General features: G+C 64.7%; 21 protein-coding genes and 1 tRNA gene. 9 read left to right on the top strand and 13 right to left on the bottom strand.

Annotation, left to right across the window (positions count from 1 at the left end; translation table 11 throughout):
• Window positions 1-158: 158 nt before the first annotated feature.
• The 6 genes from mobB to J2X50_RS01150 all read right to left on the bottom strand — a co-directional run bounded on the left by mobB (window position 159) and on the right by J2X50_RS01150 (window position 4,418).
• Window positions 159-671 (bottom strand): molybdopterin-guanine dinucleotide biosynthesis protein B, encoded by a 513-nt coding sequence (gene mobB, locus J2X50_RS01175; RefSeq protein WP_429090753.1) that lies wholly within the window; start codon window positions 669-671, stop codon window positions 159-161.
• The gene (gene mobA / locus J2X50_RS01170; RefSeq protein WP_429091808.1) at window positions 671-1,282 is read right to left on the bottom strand and encodes a molybdenum cofactor guanylyltransferase MobA; all 612 of its coding nucleotides are present in this window, start codon (window positions 1,280-1,282) and stop codon (window positions 671-673) included. The genes mobB and mobA overlap by 1 nt, the downstream gene beginning before the upstream one ends.
• A gap of 11 nt (window positions 1,283-1,293) precedes the next feature.
• Window positions 1,294-2,214, bottom strand: a complete 921-nt coding sequence (locus J2X50_RS01165) for a DMT family transporter (RefSeq protein WP_429090751.1) — start codon at window positions 2,212-2,214, stop codon at window positions 1,294-1,296.
• Window positions 2,215-2,299: 85 nt separating this feature from the next.
• Window positions 2,300-2,770: a hypothetical protein gene (locus J2X50_RS01160; protein WP_429090749.1), complete on the bottom strand. Its 471-nt coding sequence runs from the start codon at window positions 2,768-2,770 to the stop codon at window positions 2,300-2,302.
• Window positions 2,771-2,814: 44 nt separating this feature from the next.
• A complete protein-coding gene (gene moaA / locus J2X50_RS01155; protein ID WP_429090747.1) occupies window positions 2,815-3,825 on the bottom strand; it encodes a GTP 3',8-cyclase MoaA in 1,011 nt (336 codons plus the stop codon).
• A gap of 173 nt (window positions 3,826-3,998) precedes the next feature.
• Window positions 3,999-4,418 (bottom strand): lysozyme inhibitor LprI family protein, encoded by a 420-nt coding sequence (locus tag J2X50_RS01150; protein WP_429090745.1) that lies wholly within the window; start codon window positions 4,416-4,418, stop codon window positions 3,999-4,001.
• A gap of 143 nt (window positions 4,419-4,561) precedes the next feature.
• Between J2X50_RS01150 and J2X50_RS01145 the strand changes: the two genes are divergently transcribed.
• The 3 genes from J2X50_RS01145 (at window position 4,562) to J2X50_RS01135 (ending at window position 6,590) form a co-directional block, all read left to right on the top strand.
• Window positions 4,562-4,915 carry a gamma-butyrobetaine hydroxylase-like domain-containing protein gene (locus J2X50_RS01145; protein ID WP_429090743.1) on the top strand — a complete coding sequence of 118 codons (354 nt, stop codon included), beginning with the start codon at window positions 4,562-4,564 and terminating at the stop codon, window positions 4,913-4,915.
• 65 nt (window positions 4,916-4,980) lie between these two features.
• A complete protein-coding gene (locus J2X50_RS01140; RefSeq protein WP_429090741.1) occupies window positions 4,981-5,592 on the top strand; it encodes a pyridoxamine 5'-phosphate oxidase family protein in 612 nt (203 codons plus the stop codon).
• A 110-nt stretch (window positions 5,593-5,702) separates the two neighbouring features.
• A complete protein-coding gene (locus J2X50_RS01135; RefSeq protein ID WP_429090739.1) occupies window positions 5,703-6,590 on the top strand; it encodes a sulfite oxidase heme-binding subunit YedZ in 888 nt (295 codons plus the stop codon).
• On the opposite strand, the gene J2X50_RS01130 is transcribed toward J2X50_RS01135, so the two are convergent.
• A complete protein-coding gene (locus tag J2X50_RS01130; RefSeq protein WP_429090737.1) occupies window positions 6,591-7,040 on the bottom strand; it encodes a MarR family winged helix-turn-helix transcriptional regulator in 450 nt (149 codons plus the stop codon). It lies immediately after the preceding gene.
• A 47-nt stretch (window positions 7,041-7,087) separates the two neighbouring features.
• Between J2X50_RS01130 and J2X50_RS01125 the strand changes: the two genes are divergently transcribed.
• On the top strand, window positions 7,088-7,996 hold the full coding sequence (locus J2X50_RS01125) for an alpha/beta fold hydrolase (protein WP_429090735.1): 909 nt from the start codon (window positions 7,088-7,090) through the stop codon (window positions 7,994-7,996).
• A gap of 5 nt (window positions 7,997-8,001) precedes the next feature.
• Here J2X50_RS01125 and J2X50_RS01120 read toward each other — a convergent pair whose 3' ends face one another.
• Window positions 8,002-8,397: a rhodanese-like domain-containing protein gene (locus tag J2X50_RS01120; RefSeq protein ID WP_429090733.1), complete on the bottom strand. Its 396-nt coding sequence runs from the start codon at window positions 8,395-8,397 to the stop codon at window positions 8,002-8,004.
• Window positions 8,398-8,685: 288 nt separating this feature from the next.
• Between J2X50_RS01120 and J2X50_RS01115 the strand changes: the two genes are divergently transcribed.
• Complete coding sequence (locus tag J2X50_RS01115; RefSeq protein WP_429090731.1) at window positions 8,686-10,551, top strand: L,D-transpeptidase family protein; 1,866 nt, start codon at window positions 8,686-8,688, stop codon at window positions 10,549-10,551.
• Between the two features lie 43 nt (window positions 10,552-10,594).
• Here the strand turns inward: J2X50_RS01115 and J2X50_RS01110 are convergent, their stop codons facing one another.
• The 3 genes from J2X50_RS01110 to J2X50_RS01100 all read right to left on the bottom strand — a co-directional run bounded on the left by J2X50_RS01110 (window position 10,595) and on the right by J2X50_RS01100 (window position 11,852).
• Window positions 10,595-10,846, bottom strand: coding sequence for a hypothetical protein (locus J2X50_RS01110; RefSeq protein WP_429090729.1), 252 nt, complete (start codon window positions 10,844-10,846; stop codon window positions 10,595-10,597).
• A gap of 180 nt (window positions 10,847-11,026) precedes the next feature.
• Window positions 11,027-11,101, bottom strand: a tRNA-Val gene (locus tag J2X50_RS01105).
• Window positions 11,102-11,168: 67 nt separating this feature from the next.
• Window positions 11,169-11,852 carry a phosphoglycolate phosphatase gene (locus J2X50_RS01100; protein WP_429090727.1) on the bottom strand — a complete coding sequence of 228 codons (684 nt, stop codon included), beginning with the start codon at window positions 11,850-11,852 and terminating at the stop codon, window positions 11,169-11,171.
• A gap of 145 nt (window positions 11,853-11,997) precedes the next feature.
• Here J2X50_RS01100 and rpiA point away from each other — a divergent pair, with 145 nt between their 5' ends.
• The 4 genes from rpiA to J2X50_RS01080 all read left to right on the top strand — a co-directional run bounded on the left by rpiA (window position 11,998) and on the right by J2X50_RS01080 (window position 16,410).
• The gene (gene rpiA / locus J2X50_RS01095) at window positions 11,998-12,696 is read left to right on the top strand and encodes a ribose-5-phosphate isomerase RpiA (protein WP_429090726.1); all 699 of its coding nucleotides are present in this window, start codon (window positions 11,998-12,000) and stop codon (window positions 12,694-12,696) included.
• Between the two features lie 18 nt (window positions 12,697-12,714).
• Entirely contained in the window at window positions 12,715-13,269 is a 555-nt protein-coding gene (locus tag J2X50_RS01090) for a DUF2059 domain-containing protein (protein WP_429090724.1), read from the top strand.
• Between the two features lie 157 nt (window positions 13,270-13,426).
• The gene (gene gor / locus J2X50_RS01085) at window positions 13,427-14,821 is read left to right on the top strand and encodes a glutathione-disulfide reductase (protein WP_429090722.1); all 1,395 of its coding nucleotides are present in this window, start codon (window positions 13,427-13,429) and stop codon (window positions 14,819-14,821) included.
• 215 nt (window positions 14,822-15,036) lie between these two features.
• Window positions 15,037-16,410, top strand: coding sequence for a class II 3-deoxy-7-phosphoheptulonate synthase (locus J2X50_RS01080; protein ID WP_429090720.1), 1,374 nt, complete (start codon window positions 15,037-15,039; stop codon window positions 16,408-16,410).
• A gap of 51 nt (window positions 16,411-16,461) precedes the next feature.
• On the opposite strand, the gene J2X50_RS01075 is transcribed toward J2X50_RS01080, so the two are convergent.
• Together J2X50_RS01075 and J2X50_RS01070 are read right to left on the bottom strand one after the other, a co-directional pair.
• Entirely contained in the window at window positions 16,462-17,232 is a 771-nt protein-coding gene (locus J2X50_RS01075; RefSeq protein ID WP_429090718.1) for an RES family NAD+ phosphorylase, read from the bottom strand.
• Window positions 17,192-17,572 carry an antitoxin Xre/MbcA/ParS toxin-binding domain-containing protein gene (locus tag J2X50_RS01070; protein ID WP_429090716.1) on the bottom strand — a complete coding sequence of 127 codons (381 nt, stop codon included), beginning with the start codon at window positions 17,570-17,572 and terminating at the stop codon, window positions 17,192-17,194. The genes J2X50_RS01075 and J2X50_RS01070 overlap by 41 nt, the downstream gene beginning before the upstream one ends.
• Window positions 17,573-17,619 lie beyond the last annotated feature (47 nt).

The following is a 17,619-nucleotide window of genomic DNA, read 5'->3' as shown; positions in this document are numbered from 1 at the left end:
TTCCTCTCCCATTTCTTGCGGCCGATCCGTGTTCATCCGGTCGGCCAAACGGAAGTCTCCCTCCGCATTGGCGGCGATACTCCCACTGTTTTCAGTTAAAAATCAATCGTGAATCGGGTGTTTCCCGTGAACTGCGCCGGCCTGGAGATTACGCTGCGTCACGCCTTTTTCAGGCCGGACCGAGCCTCGATGAAGTCGCCGATGGCCCTGATGTCGTCGATGTCGAAGACCGGGACATGCTCGCCGTCGACGGGGTGATCGGCGGCGATGGCCACGATTGCCGGGTCGGTTGCAGACAACGGCGACCGGTCCTTTGCCTCGAGGCGGCGTGCCTCGATCTTCATGTGGCTCTCGCGCTTGTAGCCCTCGACGAGAACCAGGTCACAGGGCGCCAGGCGGGCAAGGACGTCATCCAGCGTCGGTTCGTCCTCGCCGCGCAGTTCATGCATCAGCGCCCAGCGACGGCCCGAGACGATGGCGACTTCGCTGGCACCGGCTTCGCGGTGGCGGAAGCTGTCCGTGCCCGCCTTGTCGATGTCGAAGTCGTGGTGCGCGTGCTTGACGGTGGAGACCTTCCAGCTGCGACCGGTCAATTCGGTCACGAGCCGCTCGGTCAGCGTGGTCTTGCCGGAGTTCTTCCAGCCGGTGATTCCGAAGACACGATGCGCCATCACCTGGCTCCCGCCAGCAGGCGCTCGGCTTCCGCCAGCTCTTCGGGCGTGTTGATGTTGAAGAACGGGTCGATCGCAGCGATCCCCGGCTCTTCGGACTGAAATTCCACCACGTCCATCCCTGCCTGTTCCATGAAGGTCATCACCCTGCGCGTATTGCCGCTTTCCAGGAACTCCGCAAGCGGGCGATGCAAAGAGACGGGCCAGAGCGCGAAGGTCGGGTGCACACGGCCGTTGGAAGCCGCGGCGGCGATGCGGCCGGCCGACGCACGATGAGCGAGCCTTGCCGCGAGATCGCCGGGGAAGAATGGCGTGTCGCCCGCGACGCTCAGCAGATGCGTGGCCGTCGAACGGTCCGCTACCCACTCCATGCCGGCCAGTATACCGGCAAGCGGCCCCTGATGGCCGGCGATCGTGTCGGCGATGACGTCGACGCCGAACCCGGCGAAAGCGGACGGGTCGCCGTTGGTGTTGATGGCTATGGGCGACGCCTGCGGCCGCAGCCGATCGAGCACGCGCGCGATCATCGGGCGTCCACCCAGCTCGATGAGCGTCTTGTCCGTGCCGCCCATGCGGGTCGATCGCCCGCCTGCGAGAATGAGCCCTGCCATCCGCATCGGTGTCACATCCCGTCCGGGGCCATGGCGGGGCCCGTGCTCGCGGCGGCTGGCCGCCGCTTGCCGACGACGCGTTCGCGGTAGAGCGAATAGAGCCCCGAGACGACGATGAGGCTGGCGCCGGCGATCATCGGAAGGTCAGGTATGTCCCCGAATACCGCGATGCTCAGCGAGATCGCCCAGATGAGCGCGGTGTAGCGGAACGGCGCGATGAAGGACACGTCGCCCTCGCGCATCGCCATGATGACGAACTGATAGCCGAAGAGCAGCAGCACGGCGGCGCCGGCAAGGTAGCCAACGACGTCGCCCGACATCGGTGCCCAGCCGCCGTACGGGACGAGAGTTGCAGCACCGGTGAGCGTGACGGCTATCGAGGTCGTGGTAGAGACGAAGAGCGAAGGAACGTGGCTTGGTATCTGTCGGGTGGCCAGGTCGCGCAAGGCGCAGAAGCCGACCGAAACCAGCGCCAGCAGCGAAAAGACATTGAAGCCCTCGAAGCCCGGCCTCACGATGATCAGCACACCGCTAAAACCGACGGCGATCGCCAGCCAGCGGCGCCAGCCGACACCTTCGCCGAGGAACAGTGCGGCGCCCATGGTCACAGCCAGGGGCAGTGCCTGCAGGACGGCCGAGATGTTGGCCAGCGGCAGATGCGGCAGGGCACTCAGGAAGCTGAGCGTCGCGAATATCTCGGCGAAGAGGCGTAGCAACACCATTGGGTGCAGATAGTCGCGCATGCCCTTCAGGGCACCCTGGTGCCAGGCGAGGACCGCGATCAGGGCCGAGGCGAACAGGCCGCGAACCAGCAGGATCTGGCCGATATTGGCCGACTGCGCCGCGAGCTTGGTCAGCGTGTCGTTGAAGGTGAAGGCGGCCATCGCGATCACCATGAACAAGGCGCCGCGCATATTGGATGAAAGAGGCAATTCGGCCTTCCGTTACTGCTTGCTGATCAAGGCTTACGCACCGGCATGCAAAACAGCAACGGCAAACGCATGGACCAACGAGCTCTCAGGGTCCTTCGAGGCTGGATGCGAGGGGAGAGACCAGGGCGTCGTACTTCTTCCTGGCGGAGGCGGGATATTTGAGCAGAAACGCGTGGATGACCCCGCGGCGCCCGAGTTCGAGGCGATGATAGAAAATCTCGTCGCCGTCGCGGCCCGAGAGCACGACCCAATTGCTGCCGACCTTGCGGTAGGTGACGTCGTGGCCCCCCGAGACGAAGTCGGCGAGCTGCTTGGGTGACTGCTCCAGCGCGTTGTTCGAGCCATAGACCGCGAGACTGGCGCCATCCTCAGCCAGGAAGGTCATGCCATCGCCATTTTCGGGCGGTTCGGCCTGGCCGGTGAAGACGTCGTCGGGGAAGGTGACCGACGTGCCGAAACGCGCGTTGGTGTAGGTGAACGGTTTCGCGATTGCGGGCGAGGCGAGGGCGCAGGCAACAAGCGCTGCCGAAAGCGACGTTCCAAGACTGCGAACCATCGTTTCCCTCCCCGGGCAGCCTGGTCGTGTTCGGCGGTTGTCGCTCAGCCTCCGGTCACGCTCATGTGACGCGCCACGGCGGGACGCTTGGTGCGGCGATCGATGACGAAGTCGTGGCCCTTGGGCTTGCGGCCGATGGCCTCGTCGATCGCCGTCGACACCAGTTCATTGCCTTCCGAAGCGCGCAGCGGCGTCCGCAGGTCGGCGTCGTCGTCCTGTCCGAGGCACATGTACAGCGTGCCGGTGCAGGTCAGGCGCACGCGGTTGCAGCTTTCGCAGAAATTATGTGTCATCGGCGTGATGAAGCCGAGCCTGCCGCCGGTCTCCGCGACCTCGACATAGCGCGCAGGGCCGCCGGTCTTTAAGGGAATGTCGTTCAGCGTGAACTGGCGCTCGAGGCTTGCCCTCAAAAGCGACAGCGGCAGGTACTGGTCGGTGCGGTCGCCGTCGATCTCGCCCATCGGCATCGTCTCGATGACGGTCAGGTCCATGCCTCGGGCATGCGCCCAGCGCAGCATCTCCGGGATCTCCAGGTCGTTGAAGTCCTTGAGCGCCACCGCATTGAGCTTGACGTGCAGGCCGGCCGCCTGGGCAGCGTCGATGCCTTCCATCACCTTGGCGAGGTTGCCCCAGCGGGTCACTGTGTGAAACTTGTCCGGGTCGAGCGTGTCGAGCGAAACATTGATGCGGCGCACGCCGCATTCGGCGAGTTCGCTGGCGAAGCGGGAAAGCTGCGAGCCGTTTGTGGTCAGCGTCAGTTCTTCCAGGGCGCCGCTCTCGAGATGCCGCGACAGCTGCCGGATCAGGTGCATGATGTTCTTGCGCACCAGCGGCTCGCCGCCGGTCAGCCGCAGCTTCTTGACGCCCTTCTCGATGAAGACGGTGCACAGGCGATCCAGTTCCTCGAGCGACAGGAGATCCTTCTTGGGCAGGAAGGTCATGTCTTCCGCCATGCAGTAGGTGCAGCGGAAGTCGCAGCGGTCGGTCACCGATACGCGCAGATAAGTAATCGAGCGACCGAAGGGATCGATCATGCCGGTGTCGTGAATTCCCATCTTGCCTCTGCTCACTCCCTCAGGCGGTTTCCCAGACCGCTGCCTTTCATGTCGTTCAAAAAACCTTACCATTCAAGTCCGAATGACCCTTGCAGGCAACATTTGGCTGGCTGGCGGGGTAATCGATGCCCCACACCGACTATAATATTACATTTCCGGCCGTGGAACGCCCATCAGTTTGCGGCCGGCACCGGGCAACTCGTGTCGCCTTCGTCGCATTTGAGATAGTTCTGCAAGTCTTTGATACGTTGCTGGGTCATGCCATCACGGCATTGCAGCACTGTCATCGGGTAGATGGACCCCTGGGCGACACCCGAACTCGAAAAGTCGCATTCTGCGTCGCGGAAGCCGACCCAGGCCCTTTGCGCGGCGACGAGCAGCTTGGCCGTGCCCTGATCGTCTTTCAGCCGGCCCTGGATCTGCTTGTACAGCGTGTTGAGTTCGGCATCCGATGCCCTGAAGGCCTTGCCGGCGCATTCGTTCATCGTCGCCTGATCGTTTGCCTTGGCGCAATTGTCGGCCGCTTGGGCAGCGGTCGCCGCCAGGATCGCTAACCCGGCAATCGGCCAAAGCGTCAAACCTGAAATCCGCATGTCCCGCTCCTCGCTGACGGCCCGTTGCAAGCCCGCATCGAGGTTAGCAAGATGCGAGCAGGATTCCAGACCATGCCATTCTGTTTGCCGCTTCCTTCGCGGGCAGTTTCGGCGTAACCGGAGGTGTCAAGCAGGGAGCAGATATGTCAGCGCCAAAGGAACTCAGGGTCTCCAAGGATCGCAAGCTGTTGACGGTCACCTTTCCCGACCACCGGCCGTTCGAGCTTTCGGCCGAATTGCTGCGCGTGCTTTCGCCTTCCGCCGAGGTGCAGGGGCATTCGCCGGAGCAGCGCGTGACGGTGCCGGGCAAGAGGAACGTCGCGATCCTCAAGATCGAGCCGGTGGGCAACTACGCGGTCCGCATCACCTTCGACGATTTCCACGACACCGGCATCTTCACCTGGAACTATCTGCACACGCTCGGCCACGAGAAGGATGCACGCTGGCAGGCCTATCTCGACGAACTGGCGCAGAAGGGACTTTCGCGCGACAGGTGACGTCGTCGTCGCGGCGTCATGTCGGCGAGGTAGGACGCGACGAAGTGCAGATGCGAGGCGGGACGATGACGGTCATCACCACGGTCGAGGAACTCGAGGCGCTCTATGGCCTTCCCGGCGAGACCTCGCTGGTGAAGGAACTCGACCACATCATCCCGGAATATGCCGCCTTCATCGAGGCATCGCCCTTCGTCGGGCTCGCGACCAGCGGACCGGAGGGGCTCGACTGCTCGCCGCGCGGCGACCTTGCCGGTTTCGTCCGCATCCACGATGCGAAGACGCTGATGATGCCCGACCGGCGCGGCAACAATCGAGCCGATTCGCTCAAGAACATCATCCGCGACCCGCGGGTCGGGCTGCTGTTTCTGGTGCCGGGCTCGGGCACGACCTTGCGCGTCAACGGCCGCGCCCACCTCAGCGTCGACCCCAACCTCTGCACGTCTTTCGCCGTCGAAGGCAAGCCGGCGCGGTCGGTGATCGTAATCGAGGTCGAGGCGGTCTATTTCCAGTGCGCGCGGGCGATTGTCCGCTCCGACCTATGGAACTCCGAGCGCCATGTGGATCCCAAGTCTCTGCCGACGCCGGGACAGATCCTGGCGGTCACCAGCGCGGAGAAGATCGACGGGGCAGCCTATGACCGCGACTGGCCAGCGCGCGCCAGCAAGACCATGTGGTAGGGCAGGGCTCGGCGCCCCGCCGCGCCCGGACTCAACATAAAGTGATTGCCCGCGCGTAACTTTGCCGGTTTTCTGTACGTATACCGGCAAGATAGCTGGGAATTCAGTTGATGATGCCTTGGACGGACCGCGCCGGAAACCTCTCGCTGCTCAAGACGGCGACCTTCGTCGTCACGCTCGTGCCGGCGCTGCTGCTTGCCTACTATGCGGTGGCCGGATTTCCGAAAGGGGCGGTGACCAGCAGCCTGCTCGGACCGCGACCGTTCAATGCCGCGATCCTGCACACCGGCGACTGGGCTATTCGCTTCCTCGTCCTCTCCCTGGCCGTTACCCCGCTGCGCCGCATCGGCCAGTGGCCGCGGCTCATCCTCGTCCGGCGGATGCTCGGCGTGGCGTCGCTCGGCTACGCGCTCGGCCATCTGACCCTGTATTTCTTCGACCAGAATTGGGACCTGTGGCGCGTCGCCAGCGAAATCGCGCTTCGCATATACCTGACCATCGGCTTCGTTGCCCTGCTTGGCCTGGTCGCGCTGGGGTCGACGTCGACGGACGCTGCAATCCGCACGCTCGGCGCCAACTGGAACCGCCTGCACAAAATCGTCTACGGCATCGGCATATTGGCTGCGCTGCACTTCTTCATGCAGTCCAAGGCCGACGTCTACCAGCCGACGCTGATCGCCGGCTTCTTCCTGCTGCTCATGGCCTACCGGCTGGCACACTGGCGCGGCTTCAGCCTCAACTCACCGCTCGTCCTTCTGGCGATCGCGATCGCTGCTGGGCTGACAACGGCCGCGGTCGAAGTCGCCTGGTACGGGGCCGCGACCGGCGTGGCGCCCGAGCGCGTGCTCGCGGCCAACCTGCAGTTTTCCTATTCGGTCCGGCCTGCCTGGTGGATCCTCTTCGCCGGCGCGGCCGTAGCATTGCTCGGCTACGTGCGCGCTCCCGGCAAGGCCCAAGCTCAGCGAGGGCGCAGGGCCCCGGCCAAGGCTGCGGCCTGACTAGTCCCGCAGCGCTTCGGCCACGCGCTGCATATGCATCCCGATCAGATCGCATTGCTCGGGGGTCGAGGCGCTCATCGCCTTCTCGATCAGCGCGCTATAGGACTTCAGCGCCTGCAACAGCAGAGCCTCGCCATCGTCCGTCAAGGTAAGGCGCATGATGCGCCGATCCTTGCCGTCGGCCTCGCGGCGCACCAGTTCGCGCCTTTCGAGCTGCGGCAGGAGCATGGTGATGTTCGAGCGGCCGACCAGCAGCTTGCGGGCGAGGTCGTGCTGCGACATGCCGGGATGACGGTAGAGATTCATCAGCACGTCGAGCTGGGCCGGCTTCAGGTCGTGCGGCTGCAGCGCCGCGCCCAGCGCGCGCTCCATCGAGTGGCATGCCTTTGCCACCGAGACCCAGTTTCGGAACCGTGGATTGTCCCAAGGTAAATCTTGCTTATTGTTCATGATTGAACGAATATGTTCATGATTGAACGGACGAATGGGCGCTCACTATGGCATCAATCGGGCTGAAGGTCATCCGCCGGATTCTTGGAGCTGCGGAACTGGTGTCGCCGAAGCTCGCCGGCCGCGCGGCGTTCGAACTTTTCCGGCGCACGCCCAACCCGAAGTCCATGACCGACGGGGAAAGGCGTGCCGTGGAGCGTGCGGCCGACTTCATGGCGGAAGCCCGCCATCACCGGGTCCGGGCCAGCTACGGTTGCCTGACCCTGCACGAATTTCGATCGCGGCAGGGGCGCTCGGCCGGCACGGTGCTGGTCATACATGGCTGGCGCTCGCGCACCGAATACATGCGGGCACTGATCGAGGGCTACCGGGACGCCGGCTTCAAGGTGGTGTCGCTCGACCTGCCCGGGCATGGCGGTTCGACTGGCCGCGCCCTCGACATGGCTCGTGCCGTCGAGGCGGCGCATCTGGCGGGGCAGTGGTTCGGGCCGTTCGCCGCGGTCGTCGGCCATTCGTTCGGTGGTGCGGTCGCGGTCAACGCCGCGGCCGGCTCGATCGGGCGCTTCGCGCCGCTCGAAACGAGCCGCCTCGTGCTCATCGCCGCGCCGAATTCGATGCCGCGGCTGTTCCGCGAGTTCGGCCGCCACGTCAGCCTCGGGCCGGCGGGCTATCGTGCAATGGAAGCGCGGGTCGAACGGGTTACGGGAACGCCGCTCCGCGACTTCGAAAATGGAAGGATGCTGGCGCGGCTGCCGGTCCCGACGCTCGTCGTCCATGCCCGCGACGATCGCGAGGTGCCGGAGACGGAAGCGCGTGCCATGGCGGGCGCCGGCGACCACGTCAGGATGCTGTGGGCCAACGGGCTCGGCCACCGCAGGATCCTGTCCGATGCTGCGGTCGTTCGCGAGGCCGTCGAGTTTACGGTTGCGGAACCGGACCGGGCCCTGGTGCACTGAGCCGGTCAGTTCTTTGCGTCGCCCGTCTCGGTGGGCAGTCCGGCGTCGCGCCAGGCGGTGAAGCCGCCCAGGATGTGCCGGACCGGCTCCAGGCCCATGTCCTTCGCTGTCTTGGCGGCAAGCGCCGAGCGCCAGCCGCCGGCGCAGAAGAAGACGAAGTTCTTGCCGCTGGCGAAGTAGGGCTTGTGATACGGGCTTTCCGGGTCGATCCAGAACTCGAGCATGCCGCGCGGGCAGTGACGCGCCCCGGGGATGCGCCCCTCGCGCTCGACTTCACGCGGATCCCGCAGGTCGACGAAAATCGTGTTCTCGTCGTCGAGCAGTGTCGCGGCTTCACCGGGCGAGACGACCTCGACCACGGCATTGGCCTCGTCCAGCAGGTCCCTGTAGCCCTTCTTCATCTTTCCCTCGCGTCACCCTCTGTGTCATTCACCTTGGCACGCCAAGCAATGGCACCCGGAACCCCTGTCTGTCATCGTGGCAGAGGCGCGCGGCCACCGCAAACTCCGCCGGTTGTGTGAAACTGTTCGGCAACAGTGATGCGCAAATTTATGAAACATTAACGCTGCCGGTATGAGCTGTCTGCACGAAGCGATATTGTCGCGCCTTACATCGGCCATGCGGCAGCACGAATTCTTCGGGCGGAATTCGCTGGTTCCGATACAGTCACGGGCGGGGACGGGTGACCAATGAAAAGTTCATTCCTCAAATTGCCGTTGCCGATTGCCGCGGCGCTGGCGGCCAGCGTTGCGCTCGGCGTGCCGGATGCATCCGCCCAGAATCTGTTCGACATCCTGTTCGGCAACGGCAGTCGGGTGCAGCGCCAGCCTCGCGGCGAGTATCCGCCGCCGCCCGACGCCATGCCGAAGAAGGCGCCGGCCAAGATCGCCAAGATCAGCGCGCCTTCATACTACACCTATAAGACCGATCCGATGGTTCGGGTGGACTTTTCGAAGCTGGCGGCCGGCGGGCAGTCGGTGTCGCTGGAGCCGTCGCTCGCAGGCACTTCCTTCCGTGAGGCGATCCCCAGCCTCGCCGATTCCGATCTCGTTGCCGAGAAGGACATCGCCAAGGCGCTGATCGATTATTATTCGGCCAATCCCGATTTCATCTGGGTCACCGGCTCGACGGCCAACAGCCGTGCCGAGGATACTGTCCGCGTCCTGAGCGATGCCGCGAGCCACGGGCTCCTGCCGGCCGACTACGCCGTGTCGGTTCCGCCGGCGGCCTATGCGCTCGACGGCACCGCGGACCGGCTGAAGGAGCTGATGCGCTTCGAGATGGCGATGTCGGCGCGCGTGCTGCGCTACGTGCACGACGCCCAGGGCGGGCGCATCGATCCCAACCGCATCTCCGGCTACCACGATTTCGCGCCCAAGCCGCTCGACATGGCCGGCGTACTGAAATCGCTGAGCCAAACAACGGACGTCCGTGCCTTCCTCGAATCGAAGCATCCGCAGAACCCGGAGTACCAGGCGCTGCGCGTCGAGCTCGAGGCGCTGCGGGCGAGCGAGGAAAACGACATCGTCGTCGATCCCAAGCTGCTGTTGAAGCCGGGCGAGACCAGCCCGGAGCTGCCGAAGCTGCTGCATCTGATTGCGCGCGATCTCGACGACGGGATGGGCGGCGAGTTCGGCGAAACGCTGGCGCGTCTCGCGGGCAGCGAGGTCTACGTGCCCGAACTCGTGCCGGTGTTCGAGGCGGTGCAGAAGCGGGCAGGGCTCAAGGCCGATGGCGTCGTCGGCCCGCGCACCGTGGCCGCGTTGGCCGGAACGTCGAAGGCCGATCGCCTCGACAAGGTGCTCGTGGCCCTGGAGCAACTGCGCTGGCTGCCGTCTGATCTCGGCAGCACGCGGGTGTTCATCAACCAGCCTGCCTTCACCGCGAGCTACTTCGAAGGCGGCGCGGAAAAGCTCAAGATGAAGACAGTGATCGGCAAGACCACCAACCAGACGAGCTTCTTCCAGGACGAGATCGAGCAGGTCGACTACAACCCCTATTGGGGCGTGCCGCAGTCGATCATCGTCAACGAGATGCTGCCGCGTCTGCGCAGCGATCCAGGCTATCTGGACCGTGCCGGCTACGAGGTCACCGATTCGAGCGGCCAGCGCATTCCGTCCTCGGCAATCAACTGGAGCCAGTACGGCGGCAAGGTACCCTACAGCGTGCGGCAGGCGCCGAGCGAAGCCAACGCGCTCGGCGAGCTCAAGATCCTGTTCCCCAACAAGCACGCTATCTACATGCACGACACGCCGCAGAAGGCGCTGTTCGATCGCGACAGCCGCGCCTTCAGCCACGGCTGCATTCGACTGTCCGACCCGCGCGGGATGGCGGCGGCCGTGCTGGGGACGACGGTCGACCATGTGGCGGCGAAGCTCAAGCAGGGGCACTCCTTCGAAAAGGTCACCCGCAAGATTCCGGTCTACGTCGCCTATTTCACCGCCTGGCCCGAAGCCGACGGCAAGATCGACTATTTCGGCGATGTCTACGACCGCGATACGCGGGTGATGGAGGCGTTCGCCAAGACCGAGGCAGCGCGGGCGCCGAGCATCTGATCTGACGCCCGAGCTGGCATGCCGGCACTCGGGCCGATCGGGATCATCCCATCCCGGGCACGTCGCCATGACGATACAGGACGGTTTCAGGGGAGCGGTCTTCAGGCAGCGTGCCGGTCGGGCCCGCCCATACGACCACCCCGGCGTGGTGGTCCTCGATCACCTTGGCAAACCGCACGGCGGCATCCTGGTTCTGCATTTCCCGGGCCGGGAAGGCCGGTGTGAGGCTGCCTCGTTCGTCGCGATTGAAAGCCATGACGACGGCTGGCTTGGCTGGCTCGGCAGTATCCTGCATGCGCGGCCTCCGTCGGGATGCCTGCGGCCGGTCGGGGGGCGGTGGGTTCGACAAGCGGGAAATCCGGTCGCGCTGGCATGATGCGCGCAGCCTCAGGTGTCTGCAAGGCCGCGCACCCGCCCGGACGTGCCGACACGTCATAGAGTTTCGATCCGACTGGCAAAATTTGGGCGAGGTGAATGGTGGGCGATGTAGGGATTGAACCTACGACCCCACCCGTGTGAAGGGTGTGCTCTCCCGCTGAGCTAATCGCCCGTCCTTGGCCCTGGGGCCGAACGTGACGGCGATATAGGGGAGCGGCAGGAGTCGTGTCAAGGCGGCTTTAGCGACTTCCCGCACTGATCAGCTTTTCGGCGAGGCCAAGCGTCAACTCGTCATAATGCGAGATGACCGCCGAAGGTTCGAATTCGCTGACATGGCGATCGGTGTAGCCGAAATCGACGGCGACGACCGGAATGCCGGCTGCCTTGGCGGTGTCGATGTCGGTGACCGAATCGCCGACCATGACGGCCCGCGACGCGTCGCCGCCGGCCATGGCGATGGTTTCGGTCAGGTGCCTGGGGTCGGGTTTTCGGATGCCGAAGGTTTCAGGCCCGGTGATGGCGGCGAAGCGGTCGGCAAGGCCGAGCCCAATGATCAGGTTGCGCGCAAGGGTCTCGTACTTGTTGGTGCAGACGGCAAGCAGATAGCCGGCGTCGGCAAAGCGTCCCATCGCCGCGACGACGCCGGGATAGGGCTGCGAGCGGCCGGGAATGTTGAGCGTGTAATGATCGAGGAAGATGTCGTGCATCCGCTCATGCTCGTCGCCGGCAAGCGGCTTCCGCTGCGCGGCATAGGCTCGTTCGATCATGATCTTGCCACCCATGCCGACGAAGCGGCGGAACGCGACGTCGTCCACCTCGACCAGCCCACCGGCGACCAGCGTGTGATTCAGGCTGTCGAGCAGGTCGGGAGCGGTGTCGACAAGGGTTCCGTCGAGGTCGAAAACAATGATCGGTCTGGACATGGGCACGGCTTTCGTCGGTTGTCGTCGCGGCAGGCGATAGCCCCCAGGTGGGTTCGGTGCAAGCCGCGGGCTCCATAAAGCCTTTGACCCATCGGGCAAAAATGCTAGGAGCCAGACCGTTATTCGGGAACTTTGCGAACATATCATGGATGCCAGGGCTTTGAAGATCGAGGCGGCGCGTGCCGCCCTTGGTTATGTCGAGAGCGGGATGCGGCTTGGCATCGGCACCGGCTCCACGGCTGAGGAGTTCGTTCGGCTGCTGGCGGAGAAGGTCGCCGGCGGGATGAAGGTGGTCGGCGTGCCGACCTCCGAACGCACCGCCGCATTGTGCCGCGAGCTGTCGGTGCCGCTGTCGACGCTCGACGAGACGCCGGAGCTCGATCTGACGATCGACGGCGCGGACGAGATCGATCCGGCGCTGTCCCTGGTCAAGGGCGGCGGCGGCGCGCTGCTGCGCGAGAAGATCGTGGCATCGGCCTCCGCGCGCATGGTCGTCATCGCCGACCAGTCGAAGCTCGTCGACACGCTCGGGCGCTTCCCGCTGCCCATCGAGGTCAACCGGTTCGGCCTCAAGGCCACCGAAATCGCCATCGCCAAGGCCGCCGCAAGGCTCGGCCTCAACGGTCCGCTCACGCTGCGTATGGCGGGCGGAACGCCCTTCGTGACGGACGGTGGACATTTCATCATCGATGCATCTTTTGGCCGTATTCCGGATACAAGAGCGCTGTCGGATGTGCTGCACGCCATACCCGGCGTCGTGGAACACGGTCTCTTTCTGGGTCTGGCTACCGTTGCCGTCATTGCTGGTGCCGACGGTGTCAGAACCGTCCACCCGGCCCGCTAAACAGGAGTTCTACTCATCATGATTTTGACAAACCGGCTTCGCCGCTTCTCCGTCATGGTGGCGGCTTCGGCATTCATGGCCACGGCATTTTCGGCGCAGGCCCAGGAGATCGCCGCTTCCCACCTCAAGGCTGCGCATGCCGCGATCTCTGCGATCCATGCGACGGATTCCTTCGATTCGATCCTGCCGCAGGCGGCCGCGGCGCTGAAGCAGCAGCTGATCCAGCAGAATCCCGACATGCAGGAGCTGATCACCCAGACCGTCGACGAAAAGACGCTTGAGCTCGCCTCGCGCCGCGCCGACCTGGAGAAGGAATCCGCGCTCGCCTATGCCCGCGCGTTCACCGAGCAGGAGCTCACCGAGATCGCTACCTTCTACAATTCGGAAGCCGGCAAGAAGCTGATCGAGAGCGGCCCGATCGCGACCCGCGAATTGGTCAAGGCCGCCGACATCTGGCAGAACGGCATCGCGCGCGATCTCGCCCAGCAGGTCGGCGAAAAGCTCAAGGCTGTCGCTGGGACCAAGGCTCCGACGGCCGAGGGCGCGGCTCCGGCGGAAGCGCCGAAGAACTGAGCGACCGCGACCATAGGTCACTTGAGCAAAGCCCGGCATCGCCGGGCTTTTCTTTTGGCACGGCTGCCACTACCTGTGGCGCACCACGCAGCCGCCAGCGGCTTGAGTGCCGGGCGCGATGCCGCCCGACCGTCCGGTTCAAAGCAGGAACGAAATAATGCCTCAGTACGACTACGATCTCTTTGTCATCGGCGGCGGTTCCGGCGGGGTGCGCGCGGCGCGCGTCGCGGCGGCGATGGGCAAGCGCGTGGCGCTGGCGGAGGAGTTCCGGTTCGGGGGCACATGCGTCATCCGCGGTTGCGTGCCGAAGAAGCTCTATGTCTATGCCTCGCAGTTCCCGGAGCATTTCGAGGATGCGGCCGGCTATGGCTGGACGGTGGGCGAGAGCAGCTTCGACTGGAAGACGCTCGTCGCCAACAAGGAGCGCGAAATCTCGCGGCTCGAGGCCATCTACAAGCGCAACGTCGACAATTCGGGCGGCGAGACGATCCATTCGCGCGCGACCCTGGTCGACAGGCACACGGTCCGCATCGAGGCGGACGGGCGCACGGTGACCGCCGACCAGATACTGATCGCGACGGGCGGCCGGCCGAGCACGCATCCGGCGCTGCCGGGGCACGAGCATTGCATCTATTCCAACGAGGTGTTCGACCTTCCCGAACTGCCCAAGGCGATCATGATCGAGGGTGGCGGCTACATCGCCGTGGAGTTCGCCAACATCTTCCACGGCCTCGGCGTGGAAACGACGCTCGTCTACCGCGGCAAGGAAATCCTGAGCCGCTTCGATATGGATCTCAGGCGCACGCTTCACGAGACGATGGAACAGAAAGGCATCAGGATCCTGCTGCATTCCGTGTCGCAGGAGGTCAGCAAGCGCGACGACGACCGGCTCGAGGTCAAGTTGAACACCGGTCGGTCGCTGACCGTCGACCAGGTGCTGCTCGCCATCGGCCGCACGCCGAATACCGAAAATCTCGGCCTCGAGGCGGCCGGCGTCGAGCTGGACAAGGCGGGTGCCGTCGTCGTCGACGCCTATTCGCGCACCAGCGCGGAAAACATCTGGGCCGTGGGTGACGTCACCAACCGCGTGCAGCTGACGCCGGTCGCGATCCACGAGGCGATGTGCTTCATCGAGACGGCGTTCAGGGGCAATCCAACCACGCCGGATCACGACACGATCGCGACCGCGGTGTTCTCGCAGCCCGAGATCGGCACCGTCGGCTTGTCGGAGGACGACGCCACCAAGCGTTACAAGAATCTCGAAATCTATCGGGCCAGCTTCCGTCCGATGCGCCACACGCTGTCGGGACGCCAGGAAAAGATGCTGATGAAGCTCGTGGTCGATGCCGACACGCGGATTGTCGTCGGCGCCCATATCCTTGGCCCGGATGCCGGCGAGATGGCGCAGCTTCTCGGCATTCCGCTCAAGGCACGGCTCACCAAGGAAGATTTCGACCGTACCATGGCGGTGCATCCCACGGCAGCCGAAGAACTGGTGACGATGTACAAGCCGAGCTATCTCGTGAAGGACGGCGTTCGCCTCGACGGATAGGCGCGCATCGATCGCGGCGCCCCTGGCTTCGTCGAACGGATCGGCGCGCCGGTTGTCGTTGCGGCAACAGATTGGTTGGCGAAGCCGGCGAACTTCGATTCGCTGGCAATCCGGGGTAGAATGCACGCCCTTCTTCGTGTAAGGAGCCCCGTTCCCGTAATAGGCGGGTCATAACGCGGGTGAGGTGCCCGCTGGCGAAACTTTTGGGTGCGAACATGACGAAATGGTCACCGAATTCCTGGAGAAGCATGCCGATCCAGCAGGTGCCGGCTTATCCGGACGCTGCGGCTCTCGCAGAAACGGAAGCTCGTCTCGCCACCTTTCCGCCGTTGGTTTTTGCAGGTGAAGCGCGAAAGCTGAAGAAGCAGCTGGCGGCGGTCGCCAATGGCGAGGCCTTCCTGCTCCAGGGCGGCGACTGCGCCGAAAGCTTCGTCGAGCATGGCGCCGATAACATCCGCGATTTCTTCCGCGTCTTCCTTCAGATGTCGGTCGTGCTGACCTTCGCCGGCGCACAGCCGGTGGTGAAGGTAGGCCGCATTGCCGGCCAGTTCGCCAAGCCGCGTTCGGCCGACAACGAGACCAAGGGCGACGTGACGCTGCCGAGCTACCGCGGCGATATCATCAACGGTCCGGCCTTCGACGAGAAGTCGCGCGTGCCGGATCCGGCCCGACAGGAGATGGCGTACCGCCAGTCGGCGGCGACGCTCAACCTTCTGCGCGCCTTCGCCCAGGGCGGCTATGCCAGCCTTGAGAACGTGCACAAGTGGATGCTCGGCTTCGTCTCCAACAGCCCGCAGGGCGAGCGCTACGAAGCGCTGGCCAACCGCATCACCGAGACGATGGACTTCATGAAGGCCGTTGGCATCACCTCGGAGACCAACTACGCGCTGCGCGAGACCGATTTCTACACCAGCCACGAGGCACTGCTGCTCGGCTACGAGCAGGCGCTGACCCGCATCGACTCGACGTCGGGCGACTGGTACGCGACCTCGGGCCACATGATCTGGATCGGCGACCGCACGCGCCAGGTCGACCATGCGCATGTCGAGTACTGCCGTGGCGTGAAGAACCCGCTCGGCCTCAAGTGCGGCCCGTCGCTGACGCCGGACGGCTTGCTGAGGCTGATCGACCTGCTCAACCCGGAGAACGAGGCGGGTCGCCTGACACTGATCGCGCGCTTCGGCCACGACAAGGTCGGCGAACACCTGCCGAAGCTGATCCGCGCCGTCGAGAAGGAAGGTCGCAAGGTCGTCTGGTCGTGCGATCCGATGCACGGCAACACCATCACCGCTGCCGGCTACAAGACGCGTCCGTTCGACCGCATCCTGAGCGAAGTTCAGAGCTTCTTCGACATCCACCGCTCCGAGGGCTCGCACCCGGGCGGCATCCATGTCGAGATGACCGGCAAGAACGTCACCGAGTGCACCGGCGGCGCCCGCGCCATCACGGCCGAGGAACTGCAGGATCGCTACCACACGCATTGCGACCCGCGCCTCAACGCCGACCAGGCCATCGAACTGGCATTCCTGGTTTCGGAGCTGCTGCGCAAGGGTACCGCGACCGAGCAGAAGCAGGCCGTCAACGCCTGATCCGCAGATCGGCGGTTCTTTCGAAGGCGCCGGTTTCGACCGGCGCCTTTTTCATTGGCGGATCCAGCGCATGTCCCGAAGGCGTGGATCGGCGGCGAAGCTTTCGCGGTCGAAGCCGATACGGAGTTCGGGGAACTCGCAGATGGCGTGAACGCCCGACGGGCCGAGGCGGATGCGCCAGGTCTGGCGGTCGACGGGGGCTGGCTTGGCGAAGACGGTGCAGGTGAGCAGCGCCAGATTGGCGCCGCCGGCCGGATCGCGCACGGAGCGGTAGCGGATCGCCTCGATGCCTCCGCTGCGCGCGTCGTCGGTCAACTGCTGGCATGCGGCATAGTCGGTCGGATGCGTCCAGCTCTCGGCATCTCGCGACAACGGCGGCATGGTCAGGTCGATCGCGTGTGCCGCTTTGAATGACGCCGCGAATGCCGTGTACTCGGCTGCGTCGCTCGGCCATGGCGTGCCGGGCGACTCCGAAAAGAACAGCAGCCGGTAGAAGGCCATCTCGGCCACCGCCGTCTGAACCCGCTGGGCGGCATAGTAGACGCCGAGCGACCTTCCGGCGCGCCGGAATCGCGAGCCGGTCGGATAGTTGGAGCCATAGCGAAAGGGCGTTGCCAGCAGATAGTGCAGATGGCTGCACTCCACTGGAATATTCGGCTTGGTGGTCTCGATCAACTGCTCCAGCAGCGCCTGCTCTTCGAGGCTGTCCACGAGCTTCAGCGTAGAGACGCGATGCTGGGCCTCCACCAGCCGCCAGCAGCGCCCTTCGAGCGGGCGGGCCTCAGACGAGAGCTCTGCGGGCGTCCAGATAGGCGATGACATCGACGAGCCCGGCTATGGTGATGATCCTGTCCACGGGGGCCGCGCCGAGCGCGGTGTTGCCGTTGCGCAGCCAGGCACGGGCGACGGGCGCTTCGCCGCCCACGATGGCGTCAAGGGCACGGAACATGCGGACGAACAGGACGGCGAGTTCGAACGGCTTGCCGCCGGCCTCGAGCACGAATTCCTGCTTGCGCATCCGCGAAACGGTAGCTTCCGAAACGCCGATGACCGCGGCAAGCACCTTGGCGGTGATGCCGAGCAGGTCGGCGGCGCGCAGCGTTGCCTTGGTTATGACGGCGCCGGGCTCCGCCGCCGCGGCCGGATGAGAGCGACTCCGCATGGCAGCTCCTTTCTCTGGCAAATATAGGCCAGAGAAATTTACATGGA

This window comes from Aminobacter sp. BE322, from assembly GCF_050433525.1.
GTDB lineage: Bacteria > Pseudomonadota > Alphaproteobacteria > Rhizobiales > Rhizobiaceae > Aminobacter.
This window is presented reverse-complemented; position numbering and strand designations above follow the sequence as displayed.